Source organism: Pseudomonas sp. LBUM1672, from assembly GCF_059695655.1.
Genome location: NZ_CP166781.1, coordinates 4,090,496 through 4,108,278 on the forward strand (window position 1 = coordinate 4,090,496; position 17,783 = coordinate 4,108,278).

Annotated in this window: 20 protein-coding genes, 1 tRNA gene and 1 pseudogene; 5 read left to right on the top strand and 17 right to left on the bottom strand. The window is 57.6% G+C overall.

The annotated features are described in order from the left end of the window. Positions 1-40 precede the first annotated feature (40 nt). Both ACA053_RS18630 and ACA053_RS18635 read right to left on the bottom strand, forming a co-directional pair. Entirely contained in the window at positions 41-1,204 is a 1,164-nt protein-coding gene (locus ACA053_RS18630) for an acyltransferase family protein (protein WP_497393367.1), read from the bottom strand. Between the two features lie 225 nt (positions 1,205-1,429). Then, complete coding sequence (locus ACA053_RS18635) at positions 1,430-2,620, bottom strand: serine hydrolase domain-containing protein (RefSeq protein ID WP_109633058.1); 1,191 nt, start codon at positions 2,618-2,620, stop codon at positions 1,430-1,432. A gap of 125 nt (positions 2,621-2,745) precedes the next feature. On the opposite strand from ACA053_RS18635, the gene ACA053_RS18640 reads away from it, so the two are divergent. After that, positions 2,746-3,633, top strand: a complete 888-nt coding sequence (locus tag ACA053_RS18640) for a LysR family transcriptional regulator (RefSeq protein ID WP_497312294.1) — start codon at positions 2,746-2,748, stop codon at positions 3,631-3,633. Next, positions 3,626-3,925, top strand: a pseudogene (locus ACA053_RS18645) (MFS transporter); the annotation flags it as partial. The gene ACA053_RS18640 and the pseudogene ACA053_RS18645, both read left to right, overlap by 8 nt. Before the next feature lie 544 nt (positions 3,926-4,469). Here ACA053_RS18645 and ACA053_RS18650 read toward each other — a convergent pair. From ACA053_RS18650 to thrS, 9 genes are all read right to left on the bottom strand, one after another. Continuing rightward, positions 4,470-4,546 (bottom strand) — tRNA-Pro (locus ACA053_RS18650). An 89-nt stretch (positions 4,547-4,635) separates the two neighbouring features. Beyond that, positions 4,636-4,992 carry a MerR family transcriptional regulator gene (locus ACA053_RS18655; RefSeq protein WP_003179985.1) on the bottom strand — a complete coding sequence of 119 codons (357 nt, stop codon included), beginning with the start codon at positions 4,990-4,992 and terminating at the stop codon, positions 4,636-4,638. Further along, a complete protein-coding gene (gene ihfA, locus ACA053_RS18660) occupies positions 4,973-5,275 on the bottom strand; it encodes an integration host factor subunit alpha (RefSeq protein ID WP_002553164.1) in 303 nt (100 codons plus the stop codon). The genes ACA053_RS18655 and ihfA overlap by 20 nt, the downstream gene beginning before the upstream one ends. Positions 5,276-5,278: 3 nt before the next feature. After that, positions 5,279-7,660, bottom strand: a complete 2,382-nt coding sequence (pheT, locus tag ACA053_RS18665) for a phenylalanine--tRNA ligase subunit beta (RefSeq protein ID WP_497393368.1) — start codon at positions 7,658-7,660, stop codon at positions 5,279-5,281. A gap of 26 nt (positions 7,661-7,686) precedes the next feature. Continuing rightward, a complete protein-coding gene (pheS, locus tag ACA053_RS18670; RefSeq protein ID WP_007905876.1) occupies positions 7,687-8,703 on the bottom strand; it encodes a phenylalanine--tRNA ligase subunit alpha in 1,017 nt (338 codons plus the stop codon). A gap of 109 nt (positions 8,704-8,812) precedes the next feature. Beyond that, the gene (gene rplT, locus ACA053_RS18675) at positions 8,813-9,169 is read right to left on the bottom strand and encodes a 50S ribosomal protein L20 (RefSeq protein WP_007905879.1); all 357 of its coding nucleotides are present in this window, start codon (positions 9,167-9,169) and stop codon (positions 8,813-8,815) included. A 28-nt stretch (positions 9,170-9,197) separates the two neighbouring features. Then, positions 9,198-9,392 (bottom strand): 50S ribosomal protein L35, encoded by a 195-nt coding sequence (gene rpmI, locus ACA053_RS18680; RefSeq protein ID WP_002553160.1) that lies wholly within the window; start codon positions 9,390-9,392, stop codon positions 9,198-9,200. 60 nt (positions 9,393-9,452) lie between these two features. Further along, positions 9,453-10,004 (bottom strand): translation initiation factor IF-3, encoded by a 552-nt coding sequence (infC, locus tag ACA053_RS18685; RefSeq protein ID WP_169857083.1) that lies wholly within the window; start codon positions 10,002-10,004, stop codon positions 9,453-9,455. After that, the gene (gene thrS, locus ACA053_RS18690; protein ID WP_194939758.1) at positions 10,004-11,926 is read right to left on the bottom strand and encodes a threonine--tRNA ligase; all 1,923 of its coding nucleotides are present in this window, start codon (positions 11,924-11,926) and stop codon (positions 10,004-10,006) included. Before thrS ends, infC begins: the two co-directional genes overlap by 1 nt. 373 nt (positions 11,927-12,299) lie before the next feature. On the opposite strand from thrS, the gene ACA053_RS18695 reads away from it, so the two are divergent. Both ACA053_RS18695 and ACA053_RS18700 read left to right on the top strand, forming a co-directional pair. Then, positions 12,300-12,602: a hypothetical protein gene (locus tag ACA053_RS18695; protein ID WP_497312434.1), complete on the top strand. Its 303-nt coding sequence runs from the start codon at positions 12,300-12,302 to the stop codon at positions 12,600-12,602. Positions 12,603-12,892: 290 nt separating this feature from the next. Next, complete coding sequence (locus tag ACA053_RS18700) at positions 12,893-13,105, top strand: cold-shock protein (RefSeq protein WP_007905882.1); 213 nt, start codon at positions 12,893-12,895, stop codon at positions 13,103-13,105. A 72-nt stretch (positions 13,106-13,177) separates the two neighbouring features. On the opposite strand, the gene ACA053_RS18705 is transcribed toward ACA053_RS18700, so the two are convergent. Then, positions 13,178-13,498, bottom strand: coding sequence for an I78 family peptidase inhibitor (locus ACA053_RS18705; protein WP_497393370.1), 321 nt, complete (start codon positions 13,496-13,498; stop codon positions 13,178-13,180). A 167-nt stretch (positions 13,499-13,665) separates the two neighbouring features. Next, positions 13,666-13,971, bottom strand: a complete 306-nt coding sequence (locus ACA053_RS18710) for a hypothetical protein (protein WP_497329301.1) — start codon at positions 13,969-13,971, stop codon at positions 13,666-13,668. A gap of 132 nt (positions 13,972-14,103) precedes the next feature. Here ACA053_RS18710 and ACA053_RS18715 point away from each other — a divergent pair, with 132 nt between their 5' ends. Then, positions 14,104-14,316, top strand: coding sequence for a hypothetical protein (locus ACA053_RS18715; RefSeq protein ID WP_109633139.1), 213 nt, complete (start codon positions 14,104-14,106; stop codon positions 14,314-14,316). A gap of 32 nt (positions 14,317-14,348) precedes the next feature. Here the strand turns inward: ACA053_RS18715 and ACA053_RS18720 are convergent, their stop codons facing one another. Genes ACA053_RS18720 through ACA053_RS18735 form a run of 4 tightly spaced genes read right to left on the bottom strand, consistent with a single transcriptional unit; the run spans position 14,349 to position 17,781 of the window. Next, positions 14,349-15,377: a nucleoside hydrolase gene (locus ACA053_RS18720; RefSeq protein WP_403106819.1), complete on the bottom strand. Its 1,029-nt coding sequence runs from the start codon at positions 15,375-15,377 to the stop codon at positions 14,349-14,351. A gap of 44 nt (positions 15,378-15,421) precedes the next feature. Then, positions 15,422-15,826: a D-ribose pyranase gene (gene rbsD, locus ACA053_RS18725; RefSeq protein WP_109633142.1), complete on the bottom strand. Its 405-nt coding sequence runs from the start codon at positions 15,824-15,826 to the stop codon at positions 15,422-15,424. Further along, the gene (gene rbsK / locus ACA053_RS18730; protein WP_497393372.1) at positions 15,823-16,740 is read right to left on the bottom strand and encodes a ribokinase; all 918 of its coding nucleotides are present in this window, start codon (positions 16,738-16,740) and stop codon (positions 15,823-15,825) included. The genes rbsD and rbsK overlap by 4 nt, the downstream gene beginning before the upstream one ends. Before the next feature lie 21 nt (positions 16,741-16,761). Then, positions 16,762-17,781 carry a LacI family DNA-binding transcriptional regulator gene (locus ACA053_RS18735; RefSeq protein WP_109633146.1) on the bottom strand — a complete coding sequence of 340 codons (1,020 nt, stop codon included), beginning with the start codon at positions 17,779-17,781 and terminating at the stop codon, positions 16,762-16,764. Positions 17,782-17,783: the final 2 nt, after the last annotated feature.

Below are 17,783 nucleotides of genomic sequence, written 5' to 3' on the forward strand. Positions count from 1 at the left end.
TATTAAGCGATGTGTGTCGAAGCAATCTGTCGAGGATGGATCAAGGTGCGGTTTCGGGGGTGCCCAGGCTGCTGCCCAGCGCCTTGGCTTTCCCGGTTCGCCCCCAGCGCTGCATGACCGGTCGCTCGATAAAGTTGAACAACAGCCAACCACCGAAGATGGAGAGCGCAAAGTTGGCCGCGACGATCAACGTGGCCGTCCAGTTATCGAACAGTCGGCCGCCGAGCAGTTGTGTCGCGCAGGTCATGATCAGCAGATGGATCATGTAGAAACCAAAGGAGATTTCGCCCAGCCAGACCATCCAGCGACTGTTGAGCAACCCCTTGCGATCCTGCAGGTCACTGGCGGCAATCGCCGTGATCAGCGCTGCAATCGGCACCAGCGTTACCAGGTTCAGGCTGTACTGGAACGGCACCCACATGGCCGCCAGGTAACCGCCGACCATCAGCGCGAAAGCCCAGGGCACGCTCAATTCGATCCAGCGCCCAGCCATGAGAATGCGGGCCATGAGCATGCCCAGCACAAACTCGAACATGCGCGCGGGCGGGAAGTAGTAAGACCACCACCATTGGCTCAGGGAAATCGGGTACTCGTTGATAAACGGCGTGGCAGGTGCCAGCAAACGTATCGCCACTTGCGTCAGGGCCAGGCCGGCGACCATCGCCCAGGCCCAGTGCCACAGGCGTTCCTCGGAAATTTTCCAGATCAGCTTGAGTGCCAGCGGAAACAGCAAATAGAAGAACAACTCGCAGCACAGCGACCAGGACGGCCCGTTGACGCTGAGGAAGGTGTCCATCCGTGGAATCCAGGAATGCACCAGCAACAGGTTGGGCAACCAGATCGCCACGCTGGCGGCAGGCACCGCAAACAGCGCCATCGCCAACACCCAGGTGGCGATATGGTTAGGGTAGATTTTCAACAAACGGCGTTTCCAGAAGCCTGTCACGCTGTCGCCTTTGCGAGCCGACCAAGTGATCACGAAGCCACTGAGCACAAAAAAGAACGACACCCCGAGCCAGCCACCACCGCTGAAGATCCGTTGAAAGGCATCGATCACATGGGTGTCGGCATAGGGGTTGAAACCGATGATCCGGGTCAGCGAGGCGTGAAACATGAACACCATCGCCGCCGCCAGAAAACGGATCCCGGTGAGTGAGTCGAGCTTGCTGTGGAAATGCGAATGATAGAACTCTGCGTTTTTCATTTCCGATCCCCAAATAGTCATGGCACGCCCCAAAACACCTGCGTGTGCAGGCGTGCTCCCTGTAAAAAAATCTCACGACAATCTCAGCGGCGTTGCGAGCATTGCAGGCAATGTTGCGAGGGTCCGTTGACCCCAGGGGTACGGCTAGATGCAGACATTTTTAGCGGCGGAACGCTGCTTTTTTTGTGCTTGCGGCCGGTCCCCGGGCTGGGACCGGCGCGAAGGTCATTCCCCGTAAACGGCGTTGCACAGGTCGACGGTAAATTGCCCGAACATGCCTTCGAAGGCTGTATTGGTGAAGGCGACGACCGTCAATTGCTCGGCCGGGTCGACGAACCAGGAGTGTCCATAGGCACCACCCAATCGCCAACTACCGACCGACTCGACCGTCTGGGCGGCGGCCGGGTCCTTGAGCACGGTAAAGCCCAGGCCGAAGCCGCGACCGGGCCAGTTTTCCAGTTCGAGCTCGCCGGTCTGGTTGGTGGTCATCTCATCGACCAGCGCTTTAGGTAACAACGGCGCGCCGCCTTTGCGCAGGGTTTCGAGCAGATGGAGGAACTCACCAGCGCTGCCGATCAAGCCCGAACCACCGGAGTTGAAAGCCTGTGGGTCCAGGGCCCGGCTCGGCTCCAGCTTGATGCCGGCGGTGCCTTCGAAAACCGGCACCACTTCCAGCTCTTTCATGCGCCGCGGCTGTGGTTGATCGTTCAGGTACGCCGGGGTCAGGCGGCTGGCGTCGGACACACCGAAACCGACATCGCGCAAGCCCAGTGGCTTGGCGATCAATGCCTCGATTGCAGCGGCCAGCGAGGTGCCGGTGACTGCAGCAATCACGCCGCCCAGGACATCGGTCGCAATTGAATAGCCCCACGAACTGCCAGGTTTGTACAGCAAGGGCGCGTGACTGAGGCTGCGCAGGTTTTCTTCCAGCGTCACGTTGCTGCGCTCCATGCCATCGGACACACCGGCATCACGATAAGGACCACCCTGATCGCTTTCCAGAAAACCATAAGTGAGGCCGGCGGTATGGCTCAGCAACTGACGCACCGTGATCGTCGCTGGCTGGCCGTCACTCAGGGTCGGCTTGAAGTAAGGCAGCCAGCGGGTGATGTCGTCATCCAGGTTGAGTTTGCCCTGACCGATCAGCGCCAGTGCGGCCACCGAAACAATCGGCTTGGATACCGAAGACAGCCGAAACAAGGCATCCTCGCGCATCGGCAACTGCGCCTCACGGTCGGCCAATCCGGCCGCGCGCTGGTAAATGAGCTTGCCGCGGTGAGCCACCAGCACCACTGCGCCTACCAGGCGCTGATCGTGCAAGGTCTGCTCCAGCACCGCGTCGATGCGCGAAGCCAGCTCGACGAGTTCAAACGAGCGTAGAGACTGTAATGAGCGAAGCGGTTCGTTGACTGACATTGGCAGACCTGAATAGTTGGATGAATAAGTCGATGTCTCGATGGTAGAGGGGGCCGTTGTCGGGAAACAGAGGTTACTATTCCGAGGTCCACGGACCTTTTTGTCCGCAATCAAAGGAGTGAGTGTTGGATAAGCTCAATGGCATCACGGTGTTTGTGCAGGTTGCCGAAAGCCGCAGTTTTGTTGGGGCCGGCCGTTTGTTGGGGATCTCCGCCTCGGCGGTGGGTAAGAGCATCGCGCGCATGGAAGAGAAACTCGGCGCACGCCTGTTCCATCGCAATACCCGCAGCATCAACCTGACCAGCGAAGGTTCGTTGTTTCTGGAGCGATGCCGCCGGGTGCTCAACGAACTGGAAGCCGCCGAGCAGGAACTCTCCAGCTCCAGCGAGACACCACGAGGTAAACTGCGCATCAGCCTGCCGCTGCTGGGCAATGTCCTGTTCATGCAGCTCTCACGATTCATGCAGCACTATCCAGAAATCCAGCTGGAACTGGACTTCACCGATCGGCTGGTGGACGTGGTCGAGGAAGGTTTCGACGCCGTGCTGCGCACCGGCCAGTTGCACGACTCTCGGTTAATGGCCAGGAAACTCGACAGCTTCGGCTTCTACCTCGTCGGCGCCCCCAGTTACTTTGCGAGCCACGACTACCCGCAGAATGTCGAGCAACTGCAGGAACACCACTGCCTGCATTACAAACTGCCCTCCACGGGCAAACTGGAAAAATGGCCACTGTCGGGGCTTGCCGAAGGCACCGAGTTGAAAGTACCGGCCACGATGGTCTGCAATAACCTTGATATGCTGATCCACATGGCCCGACAAGGACTGGGCATCGCCTGCGTTCCCGAGTTTGCGGTGCGCGAGGCACTGGCGGCCGGAGAGCTGGTGTCGATACTGCCTGACAAAGTGTTGCGCACGCTGAACATTCAGGTGGTATGGCCGTCGAGCCGCTACCTGACGCCGAAGTTGCGAGCGTTTATTGATTTTGTTTGTGATGGGGGTGTTCGAGACTAAGGACCAACTTGCCGCCATTCTGGTCGACAAACAAAAAGGCATGAAAGTGGCGCGCACTTACCGCCAGGCGTTCACCTCCCCACTGGTGATCAAGCTGTGGCGCATGCTCTATGGAGCATCGGCGTGTACGGCTTCATCATGTGGTTACCGTCGATCATCAAACCAGCCTCAGCGTCTGATATCGTCACCACCGGCTGGTTGAGTTCCGTGCCCTATGTGGCAGCGGTAGTGACGATGCTGGCGGTGTCCTGGGCCTTCGGACAAAACCGGCCAACGCAAACTGTTCGTCTGGTCCTACCATTGCGCGCGAGTGAAATGCTCGCATCAAGGCAGCGACATCCAAAAAAGTCTTGGCAGATGGGGCGTCGAAGAAGAGGCAAAAAAATGGACTTAAAACCACCGGATGCTGCTGGAACGCAGCGGATTTCAGCGGGATACCGCACAAATGAAAAAAGGACCCGAAGGTCCTTTTTTCTTTCTCTATGGAATTCAGCAGAACCCCATGGAGCTGGAGCCGGAAACGAGACTCGTATCTAGCGTCCGACCCATTGAAATCTAAGGGTTTTTTTCTTGCCAAAGCAGGAAAAGACGTGGGTCTTTAGCAGCCTGTCGTGACCGGCAGCTATCGGCCAATTGTGCCGGTAACGTGCGACAGGGATGAACCTAAAAACCGTCGTCAACTCACTTATCAAGCGGCGGCTAAAGCCCACGGGACAATTTCCGACCTTGGAATCACAGCCGAAGATTCCACCCAGAGCCAGTCGTTTTGTAGGGGTAAAAACGACCAAAAATAAAAAAGGGTCGCGAGATAAAATCTCGCAACCCTTTGAATTATATGGTCGGGACGGAGTGATTCGAACACTCGACCCCTAGCACCCCATGCTAGTGCGCTACCGGACTGCGCTACGCCCCGACTAGGCGTGAAACTCATCCTTCATCTCGAAGAACGCTCAAGAATATATCGCAAGCTTTTGAAAACTGGAAGTATTCAAACGCAGGAAATTATTTCTTGAGGACAACCAGCACATCTTCCAACTCGGCAATCATCTGCCGAATCATCTGTTTGTATTGGGTGGTGTCGTCTTTGGCTTCGTCACCGGACAAACGCAGACGCGCGCCGCCGATAGTGAACCCTTGATCGTAAAGAAGCGCGCGGATCTGCCGGATCATCAGCACGTCTTGTCGCTGATAATACCGGCGGTTCCCGCGGCGTTTGACGGGGTTGAGTTGAGGAAACTCCTGCTCCCAATAGCGCAGTACGTGCGGTTTTACGGCACACAGCTCGCTGACTTCACCAATGGTGAAGTAGCGTTTGCCTGGGATGACGGGTAGCTCGTCGTTATGACTTGGTTCCAGCATAAGCCTCAACTCGGGCCTTCAACTTCTGCCCTGGACGAAAGGTGACCACACGGCGAGCCGTGATCGGGATTTCTTCACCCGTTTTCGGATTGCGGCCAGGCCGCTGGCGTTTGTCCCGAAGGTCGAAATTGCCGAAACCGGACAATTTGACTTGTTCGTTGTCTTCAAGAGCGTGCCTGATTTCTTCAAAAAACAGTTCGACCAATTCCTTGGCCTCCCGTTTATTCAGGCCCAGCTCTTCATACAGACGTTCCGCCATCTCAGCTTTCGTCAGAGCCCCCATACGTCACTTCCTTAACGTGGCGTTCAACCTTTGTTCGAGCGAGGTGAGGATGTTTTGCGTCGTGGTATTCACCTCATCGTCATTAAGAGTGCGCGATGGATGCTGCCAGGTCAAGCCGACTGCAAGGCTTTTTCTATCAGGATCAATGCCTTTACCCTGATACACGTCAAATAGCCTGAGGTCTGTGAGCCATTCGCCTGCATTTTCACGGATTACGTCCAGTACGGCACTGGCCGCAACGTCCGTGGCCGCAATCAGCGCCAGGTCACGACGCACTTCAGGAAAGCGCGATAACTCCTGGAATTTAGGCATTTTTCCCAATGCCACTTCGGCCAGAACCAGCTCGAAGACGAAAACCGGGCGATCTAGACCGAGGGTTTTCGACAATTCAGGGTGGATAGCGCCGACGAAGCCTACCAAACGACCTTCACGTTCGATGCGCGCGGTTTGACCCGGGTGCAACGCAGGGTGTTTGCCCGGCGCGAACGTGAACGAATCCAGTGCACCGGCAAAGCCCAGCACCGCTTCCACGTCGGCTTTGACGTCGAAGAAATCCACGACATCGCGGCCCTGCGCCCAGCCTTCCGGCAGACGGCTACCGCAAACAACACCCGCAATCATCGGCTCTTGCTTCAGACCATCCAGCTGCCCCACGAAACGCAGGCCGCTTTCGAACAGACGGACGCGATCCTGCTGACGGTTCAGGTTGTGCTGAAGCGCCTTGACCAGACCGGGCCACAGAGACGAGCGCATGGCCGCCATGTCGTTCGAAATCGGGTTGGCCAGAAGCAGCGGCTCGACACCCGGATTAAACAACTCGAATTGTTTCGGATCGATGAAGCTGTAGGTGATCGCTTCCTGATAACCACGCGCCACCAGCAGGCGACGCAGTTCAGGCAGATCGCTACGCGCTTCGGCCTTGGCTTGTGGTGCAAGGCGAGCTTGCGGGTAACGAACCGGCAGACGGTTGTAGCCGTACAGACGGGCCAGTTCTTCGATCAGGTCGACTTCCAGGCTGATGTCGAAACGGTGGCTTGGCACTTCAACGCGCCACTGCCCTGCCCCATCGGCAGAAATCGTCAGGCCCAGGCCGCTGAGCAGACGCTCGACTTCGGCCGACTCCATCTCCATGCCCAGCATCTGAGTGATGCGCTGTGCACGCAGGGTGACCGGAGCAATCTTCGGCAGGTGCTGTTCGCTGACGGTTTCGATGATCGGGCCAGCTTCGCCGCCAGTGATTTCCAGCAGCAGGCCAGTGGCGCGCTCCATGGCTTCACGGGCCAGCTGCCAATCGACGCCACGCTCGTAGCGGTGCGAGGCATCGGTATGCAGGCCGTAGGAACGGGCCTTGCCAGCGACGGCGATTTGATCGAAGAACGCGCTTTCCAGGAATACGTCGCGCGTGGTCGCGGTGTTGACGCCGCTGTGCTCGCCACCCATGACGCCGGCAATTGCCAACGCGCGGGTGTGGTCGGCAATCACCAGCGTATCGCTACGCAGGCTGACTTCCTGACCATCGAGCAGCACCAGCTTCTCGCCTTCTTCGGCCATGCGCACACGGATGCCGCCATTGATTTCGGCGAGATCGAAGGCGTGCAGCGGCTGACCCAGTTCCAGCATCACGTAGTTGGTGATGTCGACGGCAGCATCGATGCTGCGCACGTCGCCACGACGCAAACGCTCGACCATCCACAGCGGCGTAGGCTTGGACAAGTCGACGTTACGGATCACACGACCCAGGTAACGCGGGCAAGCGGCAGGCGCCAGCACTTCGATCGAGCGCACTTCGTCGTGCACGGCTGGCACGGCAGGCACCACCGGACGGGTGACTTCAGCGGCATACAGCGCACCGACTTCACGGGCCAGACCGGCCAGGGACAGGCAGTCGCCGCGGTTCGGGGTCAGGTCGACCTCGATGCTGGCGTCGTCCAGGCTCAGGTACTCACGAATGTCCAGACCGACCGGCGCATCCGCCGGCAATTCCATCAGGCCGTCGTTGCCTTCGCCGACTTGCAGCTCGGCTTGCGAGCACAGCATGCCGTTGGACTCAACGCCACGCAGCTTGGCTTTCTTGATCTTGAAGTCGCCCGGCAGTTCGGCACCGATCATGGCGAACGGGATCTTCAGGCCCGGGCGCACGTTTGGTGCACCGCACACAACCTGAAAGGTCTCCGAGCCATTGCTGACCTGGCAAACACGCAACTTGTCGGCGTCCGGGTGCTGCTCGGTGCTCAGCACCTCGCCCACGACCACGCCACTGAATTCACCGGCGGCCAGCGTAACGCTATCGACCTCAAGACCGGCCATCGACAGACGAGCAACCAGCTCGTCGCGACTTACCTGCGGGCTTACCCAGCCGCGCAGCCATTGTTCACTGAATTTCATCCTGCTCTCCTAAGAATTCGTTACGACTAGCGAAATTGCGCGAGGAACCGCAAGTCGTTGTCGAAGAACAGACGCAAGTCGTTTACGCCGTAACGCAGCATGGCCAGACGCTCAACGCCCATGCCGAAGGCAAAGCCCGAAAACTCTTCCGGGTCGATCCCGGACATGCGCAGCACGTTCGGGTGAACCATGCCGCAGCCCATCACTTCCAGCCAGCCAGTCTGCTTGCAGACGCGACAGCCTTTACCACTGCACATCACGCATTCCATGTCGACTTCAGCGGACGGCTCGGTGAACGGGAAGTACGAAGGACGGAAACGCACGGCCAACTCTTTTTCGAAGAACACGCGCAGGAACTCTTCGATGGTCCCTTTGAGGTCGGCGAAGTTGATATCGCGGTCGACCAGCAGGCCTTCGACCTGGTGGAACATCGGCGAGTGGGTGATATCGGAGTCGCTACGGTACACACGGCCTGGGCAGACGATGCGGATCGGCGGCTGTTTCGATTCCATGGTGCGGACCTGTACCGGCGAGGTATGGGTGCGCAACAACATGTTGGCATTGAAATAGAAGGTGTCATGCATCGACCGGGCCGGGTGATGGCCTGGGATGTTGAGCGCTTCGAAGTTATGGTAATCGTCTTCGACCTCAGGGCCTTCGGCAATGCCGTAGCCAATGTGGGTGAAGAACTGTTCGATACGTTCCAGAGTACGCGTAACCGGATGCAGACCACCCGAGGTCTGGCCGCGGCCAGGCAGGGTCACGTCAATGGACTCGGCAGACAGTTTGGCGGCCAGGTCGGCCTCTTCAAACAGTGCCTTGCGGGCATTGAGAACCTCTGTGACACGCTCCTTGGCAACGTTGATCAGGGCGCCGACTTGCGGACGCTCTTCTGCCGGCAAATTCCCCAGGGTCTTCATCACCTGAGTCAATTCACCCTTCTTGCCAAGGTAGTGAACCCGGATTTGCTCCAGGGCATTGATATCTTCAGCGCTTTGCACAGCCTCTAGTGCTTGAGAGACGAGCGCATCCAGGTTTTCCATGTACAGACTCCAGATACAAAATAGGGGAAGAGCTTGAAGGCTCTTCCCCTATTTATGACGTTTAACACCTGGCCCCACAGAGGTGAGGCCGGGTGACTGTCGGGGGTACTTAAGCCAAGGTGGCTTTAGCTTTCTCGACAATCGCAGCAAACGCCGCTTTTTCGTTCACTGCCAGATCAGCCAGAACCTTACGGTCGATCTCGATGGACGCTTTTTTCAGGCCGGCGATGAAACGGCTGTAGGACAGACCGTTGATACGTGCACCAGCGTTGATACGAGCGATCCACAGAGCGCGGAACTGACGTTTTTTCTGACGACGGTCACGGTAGGCGTATTGGCCTGCCTTGATTACCGCTTGCTTGGCAACACGGAATACGCGCGAGCGAGCGCCGTAGTAGCCTTTAGCAAGTTTCAGAATTTTTTTGTGACGTTTACGGGCAATGACGCCACGCTTTACACGAGCCATGAGTTACTTCCTCTATTCTTGACTAAAATTAACGAAGGCGCAGCATGCGCTCGACTTTTGCCACGTCAGACGGATGCAGCAAGCTGCTACCGCGCAGTTGACGCTTACGCTTGGTCGACATTTTAGTCAGGATGTGGCTCTTGAAAGCGTGCTTGTGCTTGATACCGTTAGCAGTTTTCAGAAACCGCTTAGCAGCACCACTTTTCGTTTTCATTTTTGGCATGTTCGGATACTCCGCATTCAGTTGATAAACATAATCAGAAGGCCTGCCGTGCCCTGATGATTACTTCTTCTTTTTCGGGGCGATGACCATGATCAGCTGGCGTCCTTCCATCTTAGGATGCTGTTCGACCGAACCGTACTCGAGCAAGTCACCTTCAACTCGCTTGAGGAGTTCCATCCCCAGCTCCTGGTGGGCCATCTCACGGCCGCGGAATCGCAAGGATACCTTGGCCCTGTCCCCATCACTCAGGAAACGTACCAGGTTGCGCAGTTTTACCTGGTAATCCCCTTCCTCCGTCCCTGGACGAAACTTGATTTCTTTAACCTGAATCTGCTTCTGGTTTTTCTTGGCCGCGGCAATCTGCTTCTTCTTCTCGAAGATCGATTTGCCGTAGTCCATCAGTTTGCAAACAGGGGGTACTGCATCGGCGGAAATTTCCACCAAATCCAGTTTGGCCTCTTCAGCCTTAAGAAGCGCGTCTTCAATTGACACAATCCCAAGCTGTTCACCTTCAGCCCCAATTAACCGAACCTCGCGTGCCGAGATATTCTCGTTGATCGGGGCTTTCGGTGCAGCTCGTTTATCTTGTCTCATTTCACGCTTAATAGTAATTACTCCGAATCTGGGCGACCACGCCGGGAAACCGCTTGCGCGAGAAACTCAGCGAACTGGGCGACGGGCATCGAGCCCAGGTCAGCACCTTCACGAGTACGCACAGCGACAGTCTGCATCTCGACTTCCCGATCTCCGATAACCAAGAGATAAGGAACCTTGAGCAAAGTATGCTCGCGGATTTTAAAGCCGATCTTTTCATTTCTCAAGTCAGACTTGGCACGAAATCCGCTTTCATTGAGGGTTTTTTCAACCTCGGCGGCAAAATCGGCCTGTTTATCAGTGATATTCATGATCACTGCCTGGGTCGGAGCCAGCCACGCAGGGAATGCACCCTCGTAGTGCTCGATCAGGATTCCGACGAAACGTTCGAAGGATCCGAGGATCGCCCGGTGCAACATAACCGGGTGCTTGCGACTGTTGTCTTCGGAGACGTATTCGGCTCCCAGACGGACAGGCAGGTTAAAATCGAGCTGAAGGGTACCACACTGCCAGACACGGCCGAGGCAATCTTTCAGCGAGAATTCGATCTTCGGACCGTAGAATGCACCCTCGCCCGGCTGCAGATCGTACGGCAAGCCAGCGCTATCAAGGGCTGCAGCCAATGCTGCTTCGGCGCGATCCCACAATTCGTCGGAACCCACGCGTTTTTCCGGACGAGTGGACAGCTTCATTTCGACGTCTTTAAAGCCGAAGTCGGCGTAAACGTCCATGGTCAGCTTGATGAAAGCGGCGGATTCGGCCTGCATCTGTTCTTCAGTACAGAAGATGTGGGCGTCATCCTGAGTGAATGCACGCACGCGCATGATGCCGTGCAGCGCACCCGATGGCTCGTTCCGGTGGCAAGCACCGAATTCGGCCAGACGCATCGGCAACTCGCGGTAGCTCTTCAGGCCCTGATTGAACACTTGCACGTGGCAAGGGCAGTTCATTGGCTTGATTGCGTAGTCGCGGTTTTCCGACTGCGTGGTAAACATGTTGTCGGCGTAGTTGGCCCAGTGCCCGGATTTCTCCCACAGACTGCGGTCAACGACTTGCGGAGTCTTGATCTCCAGATAGCCGTTGTCGCGCTGAACCTTGCGCATGTACTGCTCGAGCACCTGATACAAAGTCCAGCCGTTCGGGTGCCAGAACACCATGCCCGGCGACTCTTCCTGAGTATGGAACAGGCCCAGGCGCTTGCCGATCTTGCGGTGATCGCGCTTTTCAGCTTCTTCGATGCGCTGGATGTAAGCCGCCAGCTGCTTCTTGTCCGCCCATGCGGTGCCGTAAACGCGCTGCAATTGCTCGTTCTTGGCATCGCCACGCCAGTAGGCGCCGGACAGCTTGGTCAGCTTGAAAGATTTCAGGAAGCGCGTGTTCGGCACGTGCGGGCCGCGGCACATGTCGACGTATTCTTCGTGATAGTACAGGCCCATGGCCTGCTCGTTCGGCATGTCCTCGACCAGGCGCAGCTTGTAGTCTTCGCCGCGGGCCTTGAACACTTCGATCACTTCGGTACGCGGAGTGACTTTCTTGATTACGTCGTAATCTTTTTCGATCAGCTGCTGCATGCGCTGTTCGATCGCGGCCAGGTCGTCCGGAGTAAATGGACGCTCGAAGGCGATGTCGTAATAGAAGCCTTCGTCGATGACCGGACCGATGACCATCTTGGCCGTCGGGTACAGCTGCTTGACCGCGTGGCCAACCAGGTGGGCGCAAGAGTGGCGAATGATCTCCAGCCCCTCTTCATCCTTTGGCGTAATGATTTGCAGCGTGGAATCGCTGTCGATGATGTCGCTGGCGTCGACCAGCTTGCCATTGACCTTGCCGGCCACAGTGGCTTTGGCCAGGCCAGCACCAATGGATGCGGCGACCTCGGCTACGGAAACCGGGTGATCGAATGAACGTTGACTGCCGTCGGGAAGAGTAATAGTTGGCATGGCGCCTCCTCTCCTAGTGGTGACCCCTACCAAAGGTCACGTGGGTTGGGATGAGCCAGTACAAGATCCGATCCAGGCCATTCAATGACGAACGCCTGCCTTACAGCGGCAGGAGCCTTGCGGCCAACCGGAAAACCGAACCAGAGTGACTGGGATTCAAATCAGGGTTATTCGCGCATCTGCCGCCACCGGGACTGAAGGTCATCCGGAGCCTGCAAACGCCCGAGCGAGGCATGCTAGCACAGATGAACGGTCGTCGATGCAACGAGGCTTTATGCCGGGGCAAATCATGCAATTTATGCCAGAGTGCTGAACTTGAACCCTGCTTTACCCCTCTAGATAACAAGACATTGACCCACAAGGAGCATCCAGCATGCGTCTGAATCGTTTGTTCGCAGTCGTCGCCCCCATCGTTCTGCTGCTGCCACTGGCCGCCCACGCCGATTGGCCCAAGGGCGAGCGCGATAAATACATGGCTCAATGCACACAGGCTGCAACCCCGCAGATCGGTGCTGCCGCAGCGAAGGCTCACTGCGCTTGCGGTGCTGATGCGATCAAATCGTATCCGGCTGGAGATATCCAGGCATTGATGGACAACAAGGCCAGCCCGGAATTGCAACAGAAAGCACTGGGCCAGATCGCCAAATGCAAGGCCGATGTACCAGCGAAAAAGTGACAAAAAAGTCCTTTTGACTCAGCTTATCGCTGATAAAAAGCGCTGCATTTGAGCTTTTTCGTACGATTTATGCAGGTTTTACAGGTTTTTTTATCGTCTTTACTTTCGGCTGAAAGCCTTGTAAAACGGGGCTTTCAGCTACATCAAGCAGCAAACGGAACGCGACTGTAGGGCAAACAGCACGTCCGGGGGGCTCCCAAAGCGAACATTTCGACTATGATACCCCGGTGTGCCCAGTTGGCCTGAGCAGCACAGCACTACTGAAAATATATGTTTCTTGGAGATACACCATGTCTAATCGCCAAACCGGCACCGTTAAATGGTTCAACGATGAAAAAGGCTTCGGCTTCATCACTCCTCAAGGTGGCGGTGACGACCTGTTCGTACACTTCAAAGCTATCGAAAGCGACGGTTTCAAAAGCCTGAAAGAAGGCCAGACCGTTTCCTTCGTGGCTGAGAAAGGCCAAAAGGGTATGCAAGCTGCACAAGTCCGCGCTGAGTAATTTTCAGCCGCACTAAAAAAACCCCGTCCATGTGACGGGGTTTTTTATGGGCGAAGCAAAAGCCTGTAACGATCAGCCGCAGTTGACGCGGGTGACCACCCGGCTGGCATCGGTATTCAGGTTCAGGCGATCGGAGCGGTATTCCAAGGTCACCATATCGTTAGGCGACAGGAAACGTGCGTTCTGTGCGCCTGCGCGAGTACGCGCCTGCTCCAGCAATGCGGGCGAAGCCGGTTTGCCGATGGCGAATTCGGCAGCCTTTGCCTCACAACGGCTGTGACCTGTGTCAGTCGTCGTTACAGGGTCTGCCGCCGACTCGGAGGACGTGCTGCTGCAACCAGCCAGCAAAGTGACGGCGAACAAAGTACCCAATGACGCGAGCTTCCAAGGCATGAAGCCTCCTTTTTTCCAATAGTTAAACCGAGATCTTGCGACCGCCAATCCGGCATTTGGTTTCAGAGTGAGTGCCATCACCCTGCCCTGAAACCGCACGAGCGGCGAGTTTGCCTGAGCATCGCCCCGTCGTTTATCACTCAATCGTGACTGAATATGAACAGCACTCAATAGACGTCGATGTAATCGTACGGCGGGTTCGGCCAGTTCTCTTTCAGCGCATTGAAGATCTGCATGACCCAGACCTCATCGCTGGCCGCGACCAATCCTACATAGCCGGAGCCCTTCGCCCACGTCTCCAGACGAAACAGTAGCCCGCTGATATCGGTGCCGCCCACAACACCCGATGAAATGTAGGCAATGCCGGCCTTGGTCACCCGCAGTTGCGTGTGTTCGTCATCACTGGCAGAAGCCAGCAACTGGCGCACCGCCTCGAGGGTCAAGCCGTCGGGCGTGTTCAAATCGATCTGCACAGCGCGGTCCTTGAAAATCCGTCAAAGACCAAGTGTCGCATAGCCCTCCTCTCATGCCTAAGTCGGAGTGCCAAACGCCGCGCAAAATGGTTAACTCGACACTCAGACTTTCCCGACTTCACGAGCGCCATCATGTCCACCATAAGCATCGACGCCAACATCACAGTAAAGTGGCCGCAGGGTCACAGCTCTTACAGCCCGGGCAGCCCGGAAGAGTTCGCAATCATCGGCATCGATCTGTTGGTCAAGGAACTGGGAACCGAAGCTGCCAATAAATTCATCGCGCAGATATTCGAGAAATACCCCGCCGACTATATGGGCCTGACAGAGAACGAGCGGGCGTAAAACCCGCAGGCTGGCACCTGCGGGTGTATGGCTTACTTCAGGCGAGCCAGACGCTGGGTCAGCAGATCAAAGAAACCCTGAGCGTCGCCGTTTTCCACCCAGAAAGCGTTCTTCGGCGCTTTCAGGCCGTCATACCAGTCGACGATGGTTTGACCGAAGGTCGGGCCTTCGCGGCTATCCACTACCACGTTGACCGAGCGACCGGTGAACAACTCAGGCTTGAGCAGGTAGGCGATGACGGTGGCGTCATGCACCGGGCCACCCGGAATACCGTAGTGCTCCATGTCGCCTTTGACGTACTCATTCAGAATGTCGCCCACCAGCTTGCTGGCGTTGTTGTTGATCGCTGCGATCTGCTTCAGGCGTGCGTCACTGGTGAGGATTTTGTGGGTCACGTCCAGCGGCAGATACGTCAGCTTCACGCCGCTTTTGAGTACCACTTCCGCAGCCTGCGGGTCGGCAAACAGGTTGAACTCGGCCACCGGGGTGATGTTGCCGCCGTTGAAATGCGCGCCACCCATGATCACCACTTCCTTGATGCCCTGAACGATTTCAGGTTCCTGGATCAGCGCCAGGGCCAGGTTAGTCTGTGGGCCCAGCATGGCTATGGTGATGCTGTGGGGCTTGGCGGCCTTCAAGGTATCGATCAGGTAATTGACCGCATTGCCTTCGGCCAGGCCTTTCTTCGGCTCGTGCACGGTGACGCCCGACAGGCCTTCCTTGCCATGGATGTTCTCGGCATAGATCGGCGTGCGCATCAACGGTTTCGGTGCGCCCGCATAGACCGGCACCTCCTCGCGCCCAGCCCACTCGCGAGCCAATCGTGCGTTTCGCGAAGTCTTATCCAGACGCACGTTGCCGGCGACGGTGGTCAGCGCACGAATGTTCAATTCTTCCGGCGACGCCAACGCGAACAGCAAGGCGACCACGTCATCGGCACCGGGATCGGTGTCGATGATCAAGTCGATCTTTTCCGCCGCCTGGGCGCTCGTTGCAGTAATCAGGGACAAAAGCAGCAGACTCCGGAGCAGGTGGTGCAGTTTCTGAGCATAGCGGTGCATATCGCACTCCTTGTGCGTGGGGGAACAAATCTGAGTACAGGGCGTTAGAACGTCACTCCCGATACCAGCACGATGTTGCAGTACGGCGCACATTCGCCTGTACGAACAATCGCTCGCGCCTGTCGGCTGAGGACTTTGAATTGGTCATGACTGAGCAACTCACGCTGGCCCAGCGCGCCTTTGGCATTCAGCTCATCCAGCGAGCTCAAGGCAGGTGGTTGTTTGTCCAGAATCTCCTGCGCCAGCACATGGCGCTCAACCTGCATTTCGCTGAGCACAACCTTCAAGGTGCTGACAAAATCAGGAATGCCTTGGGTCAGGGCGAGGTCGATCAGTTCGACGCCCGGCGGAACCGGCAGACCGGCATCGCCGATCACGACCATGTCGCCGTGCCCCAGGGAAGCAATCAGCCGCGACAGTGCAACGTTGAGCAAAGGTGTCTTTTTCATGGTGCTTTGAACGCCTGTACATCGGACAAGGTGGGAATCGAAGGTTGCGCACCGGCACGGGTGACCGACAGCGCCGCAGCGACCTGACCAAAACGGATCGCTTCTGCTTCGGTTTTGCCGGACGCCAGCGCGGCGGCGAAACCACCGACGAAGGTGTCGCCAGCCGCCGTGGTATCAACAGCCTTCACCTTCGGCGCCGGAAAATGTTCGAAGCCTCTACCGTTAGCGAACATTGATCCTTGAGCACCCAGAGTGATGATGACCTTCCCGGCGCCCAATGCGATCAAGCGGGTAGCGGCAGTTTCGGCGGTTTCAAGGGAGTCCACCGGCAACCCACTGAGGGCCGAAGCTTCGCTTTCATTGGGGATCAGGTAATCGATCGACGCGTACCAATCCGCCGGTAACGGGCGGCTGGCCGGGGCCGGGTTGAGGATGACGATTTTGCCCAGCTCACGGCCGCGCTTGAGGGCATGACCCACCGTGGCATCCGGCACTTCCAGCTGACAAATGATCACGTCCGCCGCCTGCAACACGGCATCGAACTGGTCGATCACCTGTGGCGTCAACGCACCGTTGGCACCGGCGACGATCACGATTGCGTTCTGACTGTTGTCATCGACCACAATCAAGGCCACGCCGCTCGAGCCCTCGACAGTGCTGACGGCCTGGCAGTCGATATGCTCGACCAACAGCGCCCCGCGCAGTTCTTCCCCATAAGCGTCGCTGCCGACACAACCGACCATCGACACCTTCGCCCCCAGACGCGCCGCGGCGACTGCCTGGTTCGCGCCCTTGCCGCCGGACACCGTGGCAAACGACTCGCCGATCAGCGTCTCACCGCCACGGGGCAACCGTGGAGCCCGGGTCACCAGGTCCATGTTCAGGCTGCCTATCACCACTACTTTTGCTGGCATACATCACTCGTCAATTCGGTTTCAGCGGTATTCGTCGAACACACCGGCGAGCGGCGCAGTCGATTCTCGCAGGACAATACTGGGCGTCACGATTCGTTGATCGGTGGCCATGTGGGGTGTTGCGATCCGTCGTAGCAGAACCTCGGCCGCCATCTCACCCAGCTGCAGGATCGACTGGCCCACGGTGGTCAGCGCCGGATAGACATAACGGCTCATCTGGATATCGTCGAAGCCGATCACCGACAGTTCGGTCGGCACACGCACGTTGCGTTCAGCCGCCGCTCGCAGCACGCCGATGCCAATCATGTCGTTGCCGGCGAAGATCGCGCTGGGCGGGTTCTTTTCCAACAGAATCGCGGCGGCGTTGTAACCGCCCGTGCTGGTGAAGTCACTTTCCAGCATGCGCTCGCGATGCACTTCCACGCCCGCCTCTTTCAAGGCACGGCAATAACCGGCCAGACGCATCTGCGCCACGCTGGTACCGGCCGGTCCGCCAATGGTGGCGATGTCCCGGTGGCCAAGTTCGAGCAGATGCCGGGTGGCCAGATAAGCGCCGTATTCGTGATCGATACGCACCAGGTCGGCGTTCACACCTTCCAGACCGCGGTCGACGATCACCATCGGCGTGCGCACGCCAGCAAGACCTTCTGCCAGCCCCGCGTCGCCACCGGCCGAGGCAACGATCAGCCCGTCGATACGTTTTTCCAGCAGCACACGCAGGTAACTGCGCTGTTTGTCCGGGTTGTCGTCGGAGTTGCAGAGGATCACGCAATAGCCGTTGCGCTCGCAGTAATCCTCGATGCCGCGCGCCAGTTCGGCGAAGTACGGGTTGAGGCTGTTAGGCACCAGCAACCCGATGGTCGCCGTGGTCTTGGCTTTCAATGAACGGGCCACGGCGCTCGGCACGTAGTCCAGGGTCTTGATCGCCGCCTCGACCTTGATCCGCACCTCTTCGCTGACCGGCCGGGTCTTGTTCACCACGTGGGAAACCGTGGTGTAGGAAATCCCCGCGAGTGCCGCTACATCCTTGATCGTTGCCATGA